The sequence below is a fragment of the Ramlibacter paludis genome (assembly GCF_022012305.1).
Lineage (GTDB): Bacteria > Pseudomonadota > Gammaproteobacteria > Burkholderiales > Burkholderiaceae_C > Ramlibacter > Ramlibacter paludis.
This window is the reverse complement of sequence record NZ_JAKLTM010000005.1, coordinates 403,398-417,614: the sequence shown is the minus strand read 5'-3', so window position 1 is coordinate 417,614 and position 14,217 is coordinate 403,398. Positions and strand designations below refer to the sequence as shown.

Genomic DNA, 14,217 nt, shown 5'->3' with positions numbered 1-14,217 from the left:
CTTACCTCTTAACCTTGACGCTGCTTGTGACGCGGGTCCGTGCAGATCACGCGGACGACGCCCTTGCGGCGGATGATCTTGCAGTTGCGGCAGATCTTCTTGACGGAAGCCGAAACTCTCATGTTCTTTCTCCTAAATCTCTAAATCAGCCGCCAAGCGACGTCTTGAAGTTGGCCTTTTTGAGCAGCGATTCGTACTGCTGGCTCATCAGGTAGTTCTGCACCTGTGCCATGAAGTCCATGGTGACCACCACGATGATCAGCAGGGAGGTGCCGCCGAAATAGAACGGCACGTTGTACTTCAGGATCAGGAACTCGGGCAGCAGGCAGACGAAGGTGATGTACAGCGCGCCGGCCAGCGTCAGGCGGGCCAGGATCTTGTCGATGTACTTCGCCGTCTGCTCGCCCGGACGGATGCCCGGGACGAAAGCGCCGCTCTTCTTCAGGTTGTCCGCGGTTTCCCGGCTGTTGAACACCAGGGCCGTGTAGAAGAAGCAGAAGAACACGATCGCGGCGGCATACAGCATGACATAGATCGGCTGGCCGGGGCTCAGCGTGCTCGCAATGTCCTTCAACCACCTGAGGCTGTCGCCCGTGGCGAACCAGCTCACCACCGTCGCCGGCAGCAGGATGATCGACGAGGCGAAGATCGGCGGGATGACGCCGGCCATGTTCAGCTTCAGCGGCAGGTGCGACGACTGGCCGCCGTAGACCTTGTTGCCGACCTGGCGGCGCGCATAGTTCACGAGGATCTTGCGCTGGCCGCGTTCGACGAACACCACGAAGTAGGTCACGCCCGCCACGACCACCACCACGAACATGGCGGCCAGGATGCTCATCGCGCCCGTGTTCACCAGTTCCAGCAGTCCGCCGATGGCGTTGGGCAGGCCCGCCGCGATGCCGGCGAAGATCAGGATCGAGATGCCGTTGCCGAGACCCCGTTCGGTGATCTGCTCACCCAGCCACATCAGGAACATGGTGCCGGCCGTCAGGCTGATCACCGCGGTCATGCGGAAGCCGAAGCCCGGGTTCATCACCAGGCCGGCCGAGCCTTCCAGCGCCATGGCGATGCCCAGCGACTGGAAGAGGGCCAGGCCCAGGGTGCCGTAGCGCGTGTACTGCGTGATCTTGCGCCGCCCCGCTTCGCCTTCCTTCTTCATCTGCTCGAACTGCGGCAGCACGTAGGTGAGCAGCTGCATGATGATCGAGGCAGAGATGTAGGGCATGATGCCCAGGGCGAACACGGTGAACCGCGACAGCGCACCACCCGAGAACATGTTGAACAGGCTCAGGATGCCGCCCTGCTGGCCCTTGAACAGCTGCGCGAGCTGGTCGGGGTTGATGCCAGGGACGGGGATGTGCGCGCCGACGCGATAAACGACCAATGCCAGCAGCAGGAAGACCAGCCGGCGACGCAGGTCGCCGAACTTGCCGGTCTTCGCGATCTGGGCTGCGCTCGTTGCCACGGATGCCTTTCGCTTTCGCTTAGTTCAGGCTGCCGCCGGCTGCCTCGATGGCAGCCTTGGCGCCGGCGGTGGCGCCGATGCCCGTCAGCTTGACGGCCTTCTTCAGCTCGCCGGACTTGATGACCTTCACGTTCTGCACGATCTGGCCCACCAGCTTGGCGGTCTTCAGCGCCAGCAGGTCGACTTCGGCCAGGCCGAGGGCTTCCAGCTGACCGAGGGTCACTTCGCCATTGAACTTCAGGTTGTGCGACTTGAAGCCGCGCTTGGGCAGGCGACGCTGCAGCGGCATCTGGCCGCCTTCGAAGCCCACCTTGTGGTAGCCGCCGGAACGCGACTTCTGGCCCTTGTGGCCGCGACCCGCGGTCTTGCCCAGGCCGGAGCCGATGCCGCGGCCGACGCGGCGACGCGCCTTCTTCGAGCCGTCAGCCGGCTTGATGGAGTTCAGTTCCATGTCAGAGCACCTTCACCAGGTAGTCGACCTTGTTGATCATGCCGCGCACGGCCGGAGTGTCTTCCAGCTCGCTCACGGAATTCAGCTTGCGCAGGCCCAGGCCACGGACGGTCGCGCGGTGCGCTTCCTTGGTGCCGATCGGGCTGCGAACGAGCTGGACCTTCACGGTCTTTTGCTGTTCTTGCTTGGTAGCCATGTTGATTCCTTCGGGCTCAGGCGGCGAAGATGTCTTCGACCGACTTGCCGCGCTTCGCCGCCACCTGACCCGGGGTCGTGGCGTTCTTCAGCGCGTCGAACGTGGCGCGGACCATGTTGTAGGGATTGGTCGAACCGTGGCTCTTGGCCACGATGTCGGTGATGCCCATCACTTCGAACACGGCGCGCATCGGGCCGCCGGCGATGATGCCGGTACCCTTGGGAGCCGGCGCCATCATGACGCGGGCGGCACCGTGGTGGCCGAACACGTTGTGGTGGATGGTGCCGTTCTTGAGCGTGACGCTGGTCATGTTGCGACGGGCTTCTTCCATCGCCTTCTGCACGGCCAGGGGCACTTCCTTCGACTTGCCCTTGCCCATGCCGACCTTGCCATTGCCGTCGCCGACCACGGTGAGCGCCGCGAAACCGAGGATCCGGCCGCCCTTCACCACCTTGGTGACGCGGTTGACCGCGATCATCTTCTCTTTGAGGCCGTCTTCCGGGCCGTCGGCCTGGCGATTTGCTTGGATCTTTGCCATATCGGTGTTCCGTGTCCGTTAGAACTGCAGGCCGGCTTCGCGGGCCGCTTCGGCCAGCGCCTTGACGCGGCCGTGGTACGCAAAACCGGCGCGGTCGAAGGCGACCTTCTCGACGCCGGCGGCCTTCGCCTTCTCGGCGATCAGCTTGCCAATCTGCTGCGCGGCGGCAACCGTGGCGCCCTTGCCAGCGCCGCCGAGTTCCTTGCGGACGCCGGCTTCGGCGGTGGAGGCGGTGGCCAGCACCTTGGAGCCGTCGTCGGAGATCAGGCTCGCGTAGATGTGCAGGTTGGTGCGGTTCACGGTGAGGCGGGCCACACCCTGCGTCGCAATGCGGATGCGGGTCTGGCGCGCGCGGCGCAGACGCTGTTCCTTCTTGGTCAACATCATGGTGCTCCTTACTTCTTCTTGGTCTCTTTGATCGTGATCTTTTCGTCCGCGTAGCGGATGCCCTTGCCCTTGTAGGGCTCGGGCGGACGAACGGCACGGATCTCGGCGGCCAGTTGGCCCACGCGCTGGCGGTCGGCGCCCTTGACCACGATTTCCGTGGGCGTGGCGGTGGCGACCGTGATGCCGGCGGGCATTTCGATGTTCACGGGGTGCGAGTAGCCGACCGTCAGGTTCAGCTTGTTGCCTTGCGCGGCGGCACGGTAACCCACGCCCACCAGGCTCAGCTTCTTCTCGAAGCCCTTGGTCACGCCCACCACCATGTTGTTCACCAGCTGGCGCATGGTGCCGCTCATGGCATTGGCTTCGCGCGACGCGTCGGCAGCGACGAAAGTCAGCTTGCCGTCTTCGTTGCTCACCTTGACCAGGGGGTTCAGGGCCAGCGACAGCGCGCCGCCGGTGCCCTTCACGTTGATCTGGTCTTCCTTGATGGCCACGTCGACACCCTTGGGGATGGCGACCGGCATTTTTCCGACTCGGGACATTTCTCTATCCTTCCCTTAGGCGACGTAGCACAGCACTTCGCCGCCGACGCCGGTGGCACGTGCCTTGCGGTCCGTCATCACGCCCTTCGGCGTGGTGACGATCGCCACGCCCAGGCCGTTCATGACCTGGGGGATGGCGGCGCTGCCCTTGTAGACGCGCAGGCCGGGGCGGCTCACGCGCTCGATACGCTCGATCACCGGACGGCCGGCGTAGTACTTCAGGTCGATCACGAGCTCGGACTTGCCGGACTCGGACTTCACCTGGAAGCCGTCGATGTAACCCTCGTCCTTCAGCACCTGGGCGATGGCGACCTTCACTTTGGAAGACGGCACGCTCACGGTAGCCTTGGAGACCATCTGCGCGTTACGGATGCGCGTCAGCAGGTCGGAGATGGGATCACTCATGCTCATAGAAGTCTCTCCTCGCCGCTTACCAGCTGGCCTTGGTGATGCCGGGAATGTCGCCAGCGAAGGCGAGTTCACGGATCTTGGCGCGGGCCAGGCCGAACTGGCGGAAGGTGCCGCGCGGGCGGCCGGTCATTTCGCAGCGGTTGCGCTGGCGGGTCGGGTTGGCGTTGCGGGGGATCTTCTGGATCGCCACGCGGGCAGCCGCGCGTTCCTCGTCGCTCTTCTTGCCGTCGGCGGCGATCGCCTTCAGATCGGCGAGCTTGGTCGCGTACTGGGCGACCAGCTTTTCGCGCTTCAGTTCGCGCTGGATCAAAGCAGTTTTAGCCACGGTCTACCTCAGTTCTTGAACGGGAAACGGAAGCCCGCCAGAAGCGCCTTGGCTTCTTCGTCGGTCTTGGCCGTCGTCGTGATCGAGATGTTCAGGCCGCGCAGGGCGTCGACCTTGTCGTACTCGATTTCCGGGAAGATGATCTGTTCCTTGACGCCGATGTTGTAGTTGCCGCGGCCATCGAAGGCACGGCCGCTGACACCGCGGAAGTCACGCACGCGCGGCAGGGCCACGGTGACGAAACGGTCCAGGAATTCATACATGCGGGCGCCGCGCAGGGTGACCATCGTGCCGATGGCCTGCTGCTCGCGGATCTTGAAGCCGGCGATGGCCTTCTTGGCCTTGGTGACCACGGGCTTCTGGCCGGCGATCTTGGTCAGGTCGCCGACGGCGTGTTCCATGACCTTCTTGTCCGCCACCGCTTCGCTCACGCCCATGTTCAGGGTGATCTTGGTGATGCGCGGGACCTGCATCGGCGACTTGTAGCCGAACTTCTCGGTCAGCTGCGGGACAACCTTGTCCTTGTAATGATCTTGCAGACGGGTCATGTTCAGGCCACCTTGATTTCTTCGCCGGACGACTTGAAGACGCGGGTGCGCTTGTCGCCGTCGACCTTGATGCCCACGCGGTCGGCCTTGCCGGTCGCCGCGTTGTAGATCGCCACGTTGGACTGGTGGATCGGCATGGCCTTTTCCACGATGCCGCCGGTGGTGCCCTTGAGCGGGTTGGGCTTGGTGTGCTTCTTCACCAGGTTGATGCCCTCGACGACGACTTTCTCGTCGTCCTTGCGCAGGACCACGCGGCCGCGCTTGCCCTTGTCTTTGCCTGCCAGCACGATGACTTCGTCACCCTTGCGGATCTTGTTCATGGCGGTTCCTTACAGGACTTCCGGGGCCAAGGACACGATCTTCATGAACTTCTCGGTACGCAGCTCGCGCGTGACCGGTCCGAAGATGCGGGTGCCGATGGGCTCCAGCTTGTTGTTGAGCAGCACGGCGGCATTGCCGTCGAACTTGATGAGGGAGCCATCGCCACGGCGGATGCCCTTGGCGGTGCGGACCACCACGGCGCTGTAGACCTCGCCCTTCTTGACGCGGCCACGCGGCGCGGCTTCCTTGATGCTCACCTTGATGATGTCGCCAACACTCGCATAGCGACGCTTGGAGCCGCCGAGCACCTTGATGCACAGGACGGACTTCGCGCCGGTGTTGTCGGCGACTTCGAGCCGAGATTCAGTCTGGATCATTTCAAATATTCCCAACTTGTCCCGAACGCACCCTGCAGGACGATCCGGCAGGACATCGGGGCAGTCTTGGGCCCGCCGTCGCCGCAGACCCCCTTGAAGAAGGCACCCATGGCTTCGAATGGGCAGAAACTCGCCTGAGAAAAGGCGAGCCCGCGATTATGACGGATTGGCGGAGTTTGTCAAACGGGGTAGTTCAAAGCGGGAGATCCGTGTAGGTCGCCGCCAACTCCCGGAAGGCCGCCAACTTGGGATCCACGCCGGTTTCCGCCTGGAGAATGGCCGCCACCTCTTCCGCCAGCCCGGCGGCCAGGGCCGCATCCAGGAACAGCAGCCGGATCCGGCGCGCCAGGACGTCTTCGACGGTCCGCGCATATTCATGGCGGGCGGCAAAACGCACCATGGCGGCGGTCAGGCCGCCTCCCAGCTCCCGATCCTGGCCGACCTGCGCGGCTTCCGTGCCGTACAGATGCAGGCCCGGAGGCGCGCTGATGGAAGTCGGGGTGGCGCCAGGAGCAGGCGCCCCGATCAGAGGCAAGTTAGCCGTCACTCCTGCCGGAGCCCTGGCCAGCAGGCCCGCGCCGAAGCAGCTCTCCAGCACATCCTCGGCCATGGCCCGGTAGGTCGTCCACTTGCCGCCGGTCACCGTCACCAGCCCGCTGCGGCTGACCAGCACGGTGTGCTCCCGGCTGAGCTTCTTGGTCGATTCCCCGTCCGACCCGTCAGGCTTCACCAGCGGACGCAAGCCCACCCAGAGGCTGCGCACGTCTTCGCGCCGCGGGGCCCGGCTGAGGTAGCGGGCCGATTCGCCGAGGATGAATTCCAGCTCTTCGCGGAACGGCCGCGGCTCCCGCGCCAGGTCGCCGCGCGGCGTGTCGGTGGTGCCCAGGATGACCTTGCCCATCCAGGGCACGCCGAACAGCACGCGGCCGTCGGCGGTCTTGGGAACCATCAGGGCGTGCTGGCCCGGCAGGAATTCCCGGTCGACCACCGCATGCACGCCCTGGCTGGGCGCGACGATGGGCCGCACCGGATGCTGCGTCGCTTCGCCGTCCTGCTGCCGCAGCTGGTCGACCCAGACGCCCGTGGCATTGACCACGCAGCGGGCCTTGATCTCGAAGCTGCGACCCGTTTCGGCGTCCTGGCAGGCGACGCCCGTCACCTTGCCGTTCTCGTGCAGCAGGCGGGTGGCGGGACAGTAGTTGACCAGGAGGGCGCCGCGCGTGGCCGCGGTGCGCGCCAGCGCCAGGGCGAGGCGGGCGTCGTCGAACTGGCCGTCCCAGTATTGGACGCCGCCCTTCAAGCCTTCGGCGCGGGCCGTGGGCAGGCGTTCCAGGGTTTCGCGGCGATTGAGGAATTCGGTGGCGCCCAGGCCCGCCTTGCCGGCCAGCGCGTCGTACATCTTCAGGCCGACGCCATAGAAAGGCGTCTCCCACAGCTTGTACGAAGGCATCACGAAGGCCAGCGGCTGCGCCAGGTGCGGCGCGTTGTGCAGCAGCGTGGTCCGCTCGTGCAGCGCTTCGCGCACCAGCGCGATGTTGCCTTGCGCGAGGTAGCGCACGCCGCCGTGGACCAGCTTGGTGGCCCGCGAGGACGTGCCCTTGGCGAAGTCGTGCGATTCGACCAGCACCACCTGGAAGCCGCGCGCCGCCGCGTCGAGCGCCACGCCCAGGCCGGTCGCGCCGCCGCCGACCACGGCCAGGTCCCAGGTGCCCGGCTGCGCCAGGCGGGTCAATAGTTCCTCGCGCCGTGTCGCCGCGGCGGGTCGATCCATGGCTTGCATCAGGATCGGGCCCAGCCTTTGGAGCGTTCCACGGCCTCGCGCCAGCGCGCGAGCTTGGCGACCCGTTCGGCCTCACCCAGCCGCGGCTCGAAGCGCCGGTCCGCCTGCCATTGGGCGGAGATCTCGCCGGCGTCGCGCCAGAAACCGGTGGCCAGGCCGGCCAGGTAGGCCGCGCCCAGCGCGGTGGTCTCGGTCACTTGCGGGCGCACCACCGGCACGCCCAGGAAATCCGCCTGCATCTGCATCAGCAGATTGTTGCGCGAAGCGCCGCCGTCCACGCGCAGTTCCTTCAGCGGGATGCGGGCGTCGCGCGTCATCGCGGCAAACACGTCGGCCGACTGCAAGGCCACGGCTTCGAGCGCGGCCCGCGCGATGTGGGCGCGGCCCGTGCCTCGCGTCATGCCGACCAGGGTGCCGCGCGCGTAGCCGTCCCAGTCCGGCGTGCCCAGTCCCGCAAAGGCGGGCACCAGGTAGACGTCGCCGGTGTCGTCGACCTGCGCCGCCAGCGATTCCACTTCCGGCGCGGCCTGGATGATCTGCAGGCCGTCGCGCAGCCATTGCACCGTGGCGCCGGCCATGAAGACGGAGCCTTCCAGGCAGTAGGCCGTCCTGTCCTTGCCGGCGGGGCCTTGCCAGCCGACCGTCGTCAGCAGCCGGTTCCGGCTCTGCACCGGCGTGGCGCCCGTGTTCATCAGCATGAAGCAGCCGGTGCCGTACGTGTTCTTCGCCATGCCCGGCGCGAAGCAGGCCTGGCCGAAGGTCGCGGCCTGCTGGTCGCCCGCCATGCCGGCGATGGGCAGCGGCGCGCCGAACAGCGAACTTTCGCTCTCGGCCAGGACGCCGCTGGAGGGCACGACCTTGGGCAGCACGGAACGCGGCACCCGCAGCAGCGCGAGCAGCTCGTCGTCCCAGTCCTGCGTGCGCAGGTTGAACAGCATGGTGCGCGAGGCATTGCTGGCGTCGGTGGCGTGCACGCGCCCGCCGGTGAGGTTCCACACCAGCCAGCTGTCGATCGTGCCGAAAGCGAGCTCACCGCGTTCGGCCCGCTCGCGCGCCCCGGGCACGTTGTCCAGCAGCCATTCCAGCTTGGTGCCGGAGAAGTAGGCATCGATCACCAGGCCGGTCTTTCGCTGGATCAGCGCCGCATGGCCTTGCGCGCGCAGCTGGTCGCAACGCTGCGCGGTGCGCCGGTCCTGCCAGACGATGGCGTTGGCGACGGGGTGTCCGGTTGCGCGGTCCCACAGCACCGTGGTCTCGCGCTGGTTGGTGATGCCTATGGCCGCGAAGTCCGCCACGTTGGCGCGATCGGCGCCGGCGCTCTTGAGCGCCTCGAGGGCCACGGCGTGCTGCGTGGACCAGATCTCGCGGGCATCGTGTTCCACCCAGCCGGGTTGCGGAAAGATCTGCCGGAATTCGCGCTGGGCCACGGCCACCAGCCGGCCTTCGCGGTCGAACACGATGGCGCGCGAACTGGTCGTGCCCTGGTCGAGGGCGAGGATGTATTTCATGGGCGCGCTACTTTAATCCAGGGCCGCGGCGACGCGGAAACCGAGGTTGCTCGCGCTGCTGTCCGGCGTGTTGGAGCCGCGGGCGGCGACGCGGTAACGGTTGCAATAGGAATCGTGGCAGAGGAAGGAGCCGCCCCGCAGCGACTTGCGGCCGGAGGGCTGGTCCTGCAGCGGGTCGCGCGCGGCGGTCGTGCGATGGTAGTCGGCGCTGCTCCAGTCCGCGCACCACTCCCAGCAATTGCCGGCCATGTTGTAGAGGCCAAAGCCGTTGGGTGCGAAGCTGTCCACGGGAACCGTGCCGGGGGTCCAGCCCGCGGCCGGCCGGGACGGAAACTCGCCCTGGAAGATGTTGCACGGCGCGAGCTCGTCGCCCCAGGGATAGCGCTTGCCCGCCAGCCCGCCGCGCGCCGCGTATTCCCACTCGGCTTCGGTCGGCAGGCGCAAGCCGGCCCACGCGCAGTAGGCCGCGGCGTCGTTCCAGGCGATGTGCACCACGGGGTGGTCCGGCTTGTCGTGGACGCCCGAGCCCGGGCCGGTCGGGCGCTGCCAGCAGGCGCCTTCCACATCCAGCCACCAGGGCAGCTCGCGCGAGACCTGGCGGATCGCGTGGCGCTGCTCTTCCTCGATCTGCAGGTAGAAGACGAAGGAGGAGCCGGCCTGTTCGGCTTCGGTGATGTAGCGCGTGGCGCGCACGAAGTCGCTGAACTGCGCGTTGGTGACGGCGGTGGGTGCGATGGCGAAGGGGGTGAGCGTGACCTCGCGCGCGGGGCCTTCGCCGTCTTCGGCGAAGCCTTCGTTCGCGTCCGTGCCCATGAGGAAGGAGCCGCCGGGCAACGCAAGCAGCCGCGGTTCGCCTGCGGGCTCACCACGGCCTACGGGGGATGGGCCCCCGGCCTGTAGGCCGTGGTGAGCCGCGCGAACCGCGGCTTGCGGCGTGCAGCAGCTCACTCGTCTTCCCAGAACGCCTTCGTCACGCCCTGGCTGCGCATCAGCGCGACGACCTTGTCGCGCGGCAGCACGCCGCAGCGCTGCGCCCAGGCCTCGTACTGCTTCTTCATCGCGGCGACGCGCTCCGGATACTGCGAGGCCAGGTCGCGCGTCTCGGTGCGGTCGGCTTCCATGTCGTACAGCTCCCAGGACTTGGGATAGTCGCGCACCAGCTTCCACTTGCCGTCGCGCATCGCGCCGTTGCCCTCGTGCTCCCAGAACATCGGCGGGCGGGTGCCGGCATCGGCGGCGAAGGACTGCGTGAGCGAATGGCCTTCCAGCGGCAGGATGCTGCGGCCGTCCAGCGCCTGCGGATAGGGCGCGCCGGTGACGGCGCAGATGGTCGCCATGATGTCCGGCAGGTAGCCCGGCGTGTGGCGGATCTCGCCGCGCTGCGCGATGCCCTGCGGCCAGTGGAAGATCAGCGGCGTGGAAATGCCGCCCTCGTGCGCCCAGTGCTTGTACAGCCGGAAGGGCGTGTTCGAGAGGTTGGCCCAGGCCTGGCCGTAGCTCTGGTAGGTGTCCTCCGGGCCGGGCGCGACCTCCGGGTTGTTGCCGAACTTCACGACCGCGCCGTCCCGGGTGTGCGAGCGCGCGATCATCAGCTTGTTCACGAGTTCGTCGACGGTGACGTTTTCCGGGATGTCCTCGGCGCAGGCGCCGTTGTCGGACAGGAAGATCACCAGCGTGTTGTCCAGCTCGCCCATGTCTTCCAGCGCGCCCAGGATGCGGCCAATGCCCTGGTCCATGCGGTCGATCTGCGCCGCATAGACTTCCATGCAGTTGGCCAGCCAGGCCTGGTGCTCGGCGTCGGTCCAGGCCGGCTGGCGCGGGTCGCGCGCGGTCAGCTTCCACTGCGCGTCGAGGATGCCGCTTTCCACCAGGCGCTGCAGGCGCTGCTCGCGCAGCGTGTCCCATCCGGCATCGAAGCGGCCCTTGTACTTGGCGATGTCCTCCGGGTGCGCATGCAGCGGCCAGTGCGGCGCCGTGTAGGCCACGTACTGGAAGAACGGCTGGTCCGCATGCTGCGCGTGGTGGCCTTGCAGGAACTTCACCGCTTCGTCGCTGATGGCGTCGGTGTAGAAGAAGCCCGGCTTGCGCGCCTCGTGTTCGGCGTTCTCGTTGCGCCGCGTCAGCGTGTTGGGGTCGTAGAAGCTGCCGGCGCCGATGATGGTGCCGAAGAAGTCGTCGAAGCCGCGCTGCATCGGCCAGGAGTCGGTGGGCTCCTTCAGGTTGCTCGACACGTGCCACTTGCCGGACAGGTAGCTGCGGTAGCCGGCGGGCTTCAGCACCTCGGGGATGGTGGCGCACTTCTGGTTGAGGTTGCCGGCGTAGCCTTCCGGACCCGAGTCGTAGGTCAGGATGCCGATGCCGGTCTGGTGCGGATGCAGGCCGGTCAGCAGCGAGGCACGCGACGGGCTGCAGCGCGCCGTGTTGTAGAACTGCGAGAAGCGCAGCCCGTGGGCCGCCAGCCGGTCCAGGTTCGGCGTTTCGACTTCGCCGCCGTAGCAGCCGATGTCGGAATAGCCCATGTCGTCGTTCAGGATCAGCAGGATGTTGGGTCGCTTGGTCATGGGACGTCCTCAGTTCAGTCGCTGGCCGCTTGCGCGGTCGAAAATGTGGGCGGCGCGCGCGTCGAAGCTCAGGTGCGTGGTCTCGCCTTCGCGCACGCGGGCCTCGCCATCGGCCTTCAGGCGCAGGCGCTGCCCGCCCGCCTTCAGGTCGACGATGCTGTGGTCGCCCAGCTCCTCGATGTATTCCACGCGCGCCTCGGTGCCGGAGCCGCCGGCGCGCAGTTCGCCGGGCCGCACCCCCAGCACGATCTCGCGCGGCTGCGGCGTGGCGATGCCCACCGGATGCGCCACGCCGTCGATCAAGGCCGTGTCGCCGCGCCAGGTGGCGGGCACCAGGTTCATCGGCGGCGTGCCGATGAAGCCGGCCACGGACACCTGGGCCGGGCGGCTGTAGATGTCGCGCGGCGTGGCGACCTGCACGATGCGGCCGTCCATGAACACGGCGACGCGGTCGGCCAGGGTCATGGCTTCTTCCTGGTCGTGCGTGACGTAGACCGTGGTGACGCCCAGCGCGCGCTGCAGCTGCTTCAGTTCGAGCCGCGTTTCCAGCCGCAACTTGGCGTCCAGGTTGGACAGCGGCTCGTCCAGCAGGAACAGCTTGGGCTGGCGCACGATGGCTCGCGCCAGCGCCACGCGCTGCTGCTGGCCGCCGGAGAGCTGTCCGGGCCGGCGCTGCAGCAGGTGGCCGATGCTCACGCGCGCCGCGGCATCCGCTACCGCCTGGGCGATGGCGTCCTTGCCGGTGCCGACCATCTTCAGCGGAAAGCCGATGTTCTCGGCCACCGTCATGTGCGGATAGAGCGCGTAGCTCTGGAACACCATCGCCACGTCCCGCGCGCCCGGCTCGGCGCCGGTCACGTCGACGTCGTCCATGAAAACCTGGCCGCCGCTCACCGACTCCAGGCCCGCCAGGATGCGCAGCGTGGTCGTCTTGCCCGAGCCCGAGGGCCCGAGCAGCACGAAGAACTCGCCGGCCCGGATCTCGAGGTCGACCCCATGCAGCACGGTCGTCTCGCCGTGCTTCTTCACCACGCCCAGCATGCGGACGTTTCCATTGCCTTGCTTCATCGCCGGCCCCCTCCCTTGACCGCTCCCACCGTGAGGCCCTTGACGATGTGGCGCTGCGCCAGCAGGCCGACCAGGATCACGGGCGCCATGGCGACCATCGCCCCGGCCGCCAGCCGCGCCCACTGCGTCTGCTCCACCGAAATGAAATTGAACATGGCGACCGTCACCGGCCGCACCTTGTTGCCGCCCAGGACGACGGCGAACATGAACTCGTTCCAGGCGTTCAGGAACACGAACACCGTGGTCACGGCGATGCCGCCGCCCACCTGCGGCAGGATCACGTACCAGAGCGTGCGCACCCGACCGGCGCGATCGAGCAGCGCCGCTTCTTCCATCTCGTAAGGCACGTCCTCGAAGTAGGACACCATCAGCCAGATGGCGAAGGGCAGCGAGAAGGTCAGGTAGATCAGCACCAGCCCGGTGTAGGTGTCGAGCGCGCCCACCTTCTGCAAGGCGAGGTAGTAGGGGATGACCAGGCCCACCGGCGGCAGCATCTGCGTGGCCAGCACGTAGAAGCCGCTCGCCTTCTTGCCCGGGTAGCGCAGCCGCGCCAGCGCGTAGGCGGCGGGGATCGCGAACAGCATCGTCAGCAGCGTCGCCGACACGCTCACCACCGTGCTGGACCAGAGGTTGGGCAGGATGCTGGAGCTGCCCCACAGCACTTCCTTGTAGTTGGCCAGCGTGGGCGTGAAGACCAGCAGCGGCGGATAGGCCAGCACGTCGCGCTCGGTCTTGAAGGACGTGAGCAGCGCCCATAGTACCGGGAAGGCCCAGACCGAAACGAGCAGGCCGGCGATCGCGAACAGCGCAACTCGGCGCGAATGCGAGTTGTTCTTCATGCGGCCGCCTTGCGCCGCCGGAACAGCAGCCAGGAGACGAACACCGTGATCGCCAGCAGCACCATCGCCAGCGCGGAGCCGTAGCCGATGTTCAGCTCGGTGAAGGAGGTGCGGTAGGCGTACAGGTTCAGGATCTCGGTGGAGGTGCCGGGCCCGCCGCCGGTGGCGGCGAAGATCGCGGCAAACGCCGACAGGGCGGTCATGGTGCGCAGGATCACCACCATCACCACCGCGGGGCGGATGAGCGGCAGCGTGATGTGGCGGAAGCGCTGCCAGGGACCGGCGCGGTCCAGCCGCGCCGCTTCGTAGACATCGGGCGGCAAGGTGGCCAGCGTCGCCAGCAGCACCAGGAAGGCGAACGGCGTCCACTGCCAGGTGTGGATCGCGATCACGGAGACCAGCGCCAGCTGCGGATCGCCGAGCCAGTTGTGGCTGCCCAGGCCCAGCGTGCGCGTCACGAGGTCGACCAGCCCCACGTCCGGCGACAGCACCAGCGTGCGCCAGAACAGGCCCACCACCACCGGGGCCAGCACGATCGGCAGGATGGCGGCGACGCGCAGGATGCCCTGCCCCTTGGGGATCTGCAGCACGAGCAGCGCCAGCGACAGGCCGACCACCACCTGCAGGATGACCGTCGACGCGGTGTAGACGACGGTGAGGAACAGCGAATTCCAGAAGCGCGGGTCGCCGCCCATCTTGGCGTAGTTGTCCAGCCCCGCGAAGCCGGAAACCCACGGCATGGACAGGTCCAGCTTCTGCAGGCTGTTCCAGGCCAGGAACACCAGCGGGATGGTGGTGGTGAGGAGGAGCAGCAGGAACGCCGGAGCGAACAGGGCGAGCGCAAAGCGCCGCTCCTGCCGCTCCAGCGTGCCCACGCCCGCGGGCGTGGCAACCGTCATC

At 67.3% G+C, this 14,217-nt stretch carries 19 protein-coding genes; all 19 read right to left on the bottom strand.

Annotated features, from left to right (window positions below; all coding sequences use genetic code 11):
* Positions 1 to 8 precede the first annotated feature (8 nt).
* Positions 9 to 122, bottom strand: coding sequence for a 50S ribosomal protein L36 (rpmJ, locus tag LZ009_RS18990; protein WP_011481465.1), 114 nt, complete (start codon positions 120 to 122; stop codon positions 9 to 11).
* 23 nt (positions 123 to 145) lie between these two features.
* A complete protein-coding gene (gene secY, locus LZ009_RS18985; protein ID WP_275699529.1) occupies positions 146 to 1,465 on the bottom strand; it encodes a preprotein translocase subunit SecY in 1,320 nt (439 codons plus the stop codon).
* A gap of 19 nt (positions 1,466 to 1,484) precedes the next feature.
* On the bottom strand, positions 1,485 to 1,916 hold the full coding sequence (gene rplO / locus LZ009_RS18980) for a 50S ribosomal protein L15 (RefSeq protein ID WP_275699528.1): 432 nt from the start codon (positions 1,914 to 1,916) through the stop codon (positions 1,485 to 1,487).
* A gap of 1 nt (position 1,917) precedes the next feature.
* Positions 1,918 to 2,112 carry a 50S ribosomal protein L30 gene (rpmD, locus tag LZ009_RS18975; RefSeq protein WP_275699527.1) on the bottom strand — a complete coding sequence of 65 codons (195 nt, stop codon included), beginning with the start codon at positions 2,110 to 2,112 and terminating at the stop codon, positions 1,918 to 1,920.
* A gap of 16 nt (positions 2,113 to 2,128) precedes the next feature.
* Positions 2,129 to 2,650 (bottom strand): 30S ribosomal protein S5, encoded by a 522-nt coding sequence (gene rpsE, locus LZ009_RS18970; RefSeq protein ID WP_275699526.1) that lies wholly within the window; start codon positions 2,648 to 2,650, stop codon positions 2,129 to 2,131.
* 18 nt (positions 2,651 to 2,668) lie between these two features.
* Positions 2,669 to 3,034 (bottom strand): 50S ribosomal protein L18, encoded by a 366-nt coding sequence (gene rplR / locus LZ009_RS18965; protein WP_275699525.1) that lies wholly within the window; start codon positions 3,032 to 3,034, stop codon positions 2,669 to 2,671.
* An 11-nt stretch (positions 3,035 to 3,045) separates the two neighbouring features.
* Entirely contained in the window at positions 3,046 to 3,579 is a 534-nt protein-coding gene (rplF, locus tag LZ009_RS18960) for a 50S ribosomal protein L6 (RefSeq protein ID WP_275699524.1), read from the bottom strand.
* A 15-nt stretch (positions 3,580 to 3,594) separates the two neighbouring features.
* Positions 3,595 to 3,990 carry a 30S ribosomal protein S8 gene (gene rpsH, locus LZ009_RS18955; protein ID WP_275699523.1) on the bottom strand — a complete coding sequence of 132 codons (396 nt, stop codon included), beginning with the start codon at positions 3,988 to 3,990 and terminating at the stop codon, positions 3,595 to 3,597.
* A 19-nt stretch (positions 3,991 to 4,009) separates the two neighbouring features.
* On the bottom strand, positions 4,010 to 4,315 hold the full coding sequence (rpsN, locus tag LZ009_RS18950) for a 30S ribosomal protein S14 (protein WP_275699522.1): 306 nt from the start codon (positions 4,313 to 4,315) through the stop codon (positions 4,010 to 4,012).
* A gap of 8 nt (positions 4,316 to 4,323) precedes the next feature.
* Positions 4,324 to 4,863 carry a 50S ribosomal protein L5 gene (gene rplE, locus LZ009_RS18945; RefSeq protein ID WP_275699521.1) on the bottom strand — a complete coding sequence of 180 codons (540 nt, stop codon included), beginning with the start codon at positions 4,861 to 4,863 and terminating at the stop codon, positions 4,324 to 4,326.
* A 2-nt stretch (positions 4,864 to 4,865) separates the two neighbouring features.
* Positions 4,866 to 5,183: a 50S ribosomal protein L24 gene (rplX, locus tag LZ009_RS18940; RefSeq protein ID WP_275699520.1), complete on the bottom strand. Its 318-nt coding sequence runs from the start codon at positions 5,181 to 5,183 to the stop codon at positions 4,866 to 4,868.
* Between the two features lie 9 nt (positions 5,184 to 5,192).
* Positions 5,193 to 5,561 (bottom strand): 50S ribosomal protein L14, encoded by a 369-nt coding sequence (gene rplN, locus LZ009_RS18935; protein ID WP_187075638.1) that lies wholly within the window; start codon positions 5,559 to 5,561, stop codon positions 5,193 to 5,195.
* A 193-nt stretch (positions 5,562 to 5,754) separates the two neighbouring features.
* Positions 5,755 to 7,332 (bottom strand): glycerol-3-phosphate dehydrogenase/oxidase, encoded by a 1,578-nt coding sequence (locus LZ009_RS18930; protein ID WP_275699519.1) that lies wholly within the window; start codon positions 7,330 to 7,332, stop codon positions 5,755 to 5,757.
* Positions 7,333 to 7,340: 8 nt separating this feature from the next.
* Positions 7,341 to 8,849 carry a glycerol kinase GlpK gene (gene glpK / locus LZ009_RS18925; RefSeq protein ID WP_275699518.1) on the bottom strand — a complete coding sequence of 503 codons (1,509 nt, stop codon included), beginning with the start codon at positions 8,847 to 8,849 and terminating at the stop codon, positions 7,341 to 7,343.
* Positions 8,850 to 8,861: 12 nt separating this feature from the next.
* Positions 8,862 to 9,797 carry a formylglycine-generating enzyme family protein gene (locus LZ009_RS18920; RefSeq protein ID WP_275699517.1) on the bottom strand — a complete coding sequence of 312 codons (936 nt, stop codon included), beginning with the start codon at positions 9,795 to 9,797 and terminating at the stop codon, positions 8,862 to 8,864.
* Positions 9,794 to 11,410 carry an arylsulfatase gene (locus tag LZ009_RS18915; RefSeq protein WP_275699516.1) on the bottom strand — a complete coding sequence of 539 codons (1,617 nt, stop codon included), beginning with the start codon at positions 11,408 to 11,410 and terminating at the stop codon, positions 9,794 to 9,796. The genes LZ009_RS18920 and LZ009_RS18915 overlap by 4 nt, the downstream gene beginning before the upstream one ends.
* A 9-nt stretch (positions 11,411 to 11,419) precedes the next feature.
* On the bottom strand, positions 11,420 to 12,478 hold the full coding sequence (locus tag LZ009_RS18910) for an ABC transporter ATP-binding protein (RefSeq protein ID WP_275699515.1): 1,059 nt from the start codon (positions 12,476 to 12,478) through the stop codon (positions 11,420 to 11,422).
* Positions 12,475 to 13,317 (bottom strand): carbohydrate ABC transporter permease, encoded by an 843-nt coding sequence (locus LZ009_RS18905; RefSeq protein ID WP_275699514.1) that lies wholly within the window; start codon positions 13,315 to 13,317, stop codon positions 12,475 to 12,477. Before LZ009_RS18905 ends, LZ009_RS18910 begins: the two co-directional genes overlap by 4 nt.
* Positions 13,314 to 14,216 carry a carbohydrate ABC transporter permease gene (locus LZ009_RS18900; protein WP_275699513.1) on the bottom strand — a complete coding sequence of 301 codons (903 nt, stop codon included), beginning with the start codon at positions 14,214 to 14,216 and terminating at the stop codon, positions 13,314 to 13,316. The genes LZ009_RS18905 and LZ009_RS18900 overlap by 4 nt, the downstream gene beginning before the upstream one ends.
* Position 14,217: the final 1 nt, after the last annotated feature.

Coding starts and splice junctions, on each gene's coding strand:
- LZ009_RS18905 (WP_275699514.1), bottom strand. CDS start 13,317: ATGAAGAACAACTCGCATTCGCGCCGAGTTGCGCTGTTCGCGATCGCC.
- rpmJ (WP_011481465.1), bottom strand. CDS start 122: ATGAGAGTTTCGGCTTCCGTCAAGAAGATCTGCCGCAACTGCAAGATC.
- LZ009_RS18930 (WP_275699519.1), bottom strand. CDS start 7,332: ATGGATCGACCCGCCGCGGCGACACGGCGCGAGGAACTATTGACCCGC.
- rplX (WP_275699520.1), bottom strand. CDS start 5,183: ATGAACAAGATCCGCAAGGGTGACGAAGTCATCGTGCTGGCAGGCAAA.
- LZ009_RS18910 (WP_275699515.1), bottom strand. CDS start 12,478: ATGAAGCAAGGCAATGGAAACGTCCGCATGCTGGGCGTGGTGAAGAAG.
- rpmD (WP_275699527.1), bottom strand. CDS start 2,112: ATGGCTACCAAGCAAGAACAGCAAAAGACCGTGAAGGTCCAGCTCGTT.
- rplF (WP_275699524.1), bottom strand. CDS start 3,579: ATGTCCCGAGTCGGAAAAATGCCGGTCGCCATCCCCAAGGGTGTCGAC.
- rpsH (WP_275699523.1), bottom strand. CDS start 3,990: ATGAGCATGAGTGATCCCATCTCCGACCTGCTGACGCGCATCCGTAAC.
- LZ009_RS18915 (WP_275699516.1), bottom strand. CDS start 11,410: ATGACCAAGCGACCCAACATCCTGCTGATCCTGAACGACGACATGGGC.
- glpK (WP_275699518.1), bottom strand. CDS start 8,849: ATGAAATACATCCTCGCCCTCGACCAGGGCACGACCAGTTCGCGCGCC.
- LZ009_RS18900 (WP_275699513.1), bottom strand. CDS start 14,216: ATGACGGTTGCCACGCCCGCGGGCGTGGGCACGCTGGAGCGGCAGGAG.
- rplN (WP_187075638.1), bottom strand. CDS start 5,561: ATGATCCAGACTGAATCTCGGCTCGAAGTCGCCGACAACACCGGCGCG.
- rpsE (WP_275699526.1), bottom strand. CDS start 2,650: ATGGCAAAGATCCAAGCAAATCGCCAGGCCGACGGCCCGGAAGACGGC.
- rplE (WP_275699521.1), bottom strand. CDS start 4,863: ATGACCCGTCTGCAAGATCATTACAAGGACAAGGTTGTCCCGCAGCTG.
- rplO (WP_275699528.1), bottom strand. CDS start 1,916: ATGGAACTGAACTCCATCAAGCCGGCTGACGGCTCGAAGAAGGCGCGT.
- rplR (WP_275699525.1), bottom strand. CDS start 3,034: ATGTTGACCAAGAAGGAACAGCGTCTGCGCCGCGCGCGCCAGACCCGC.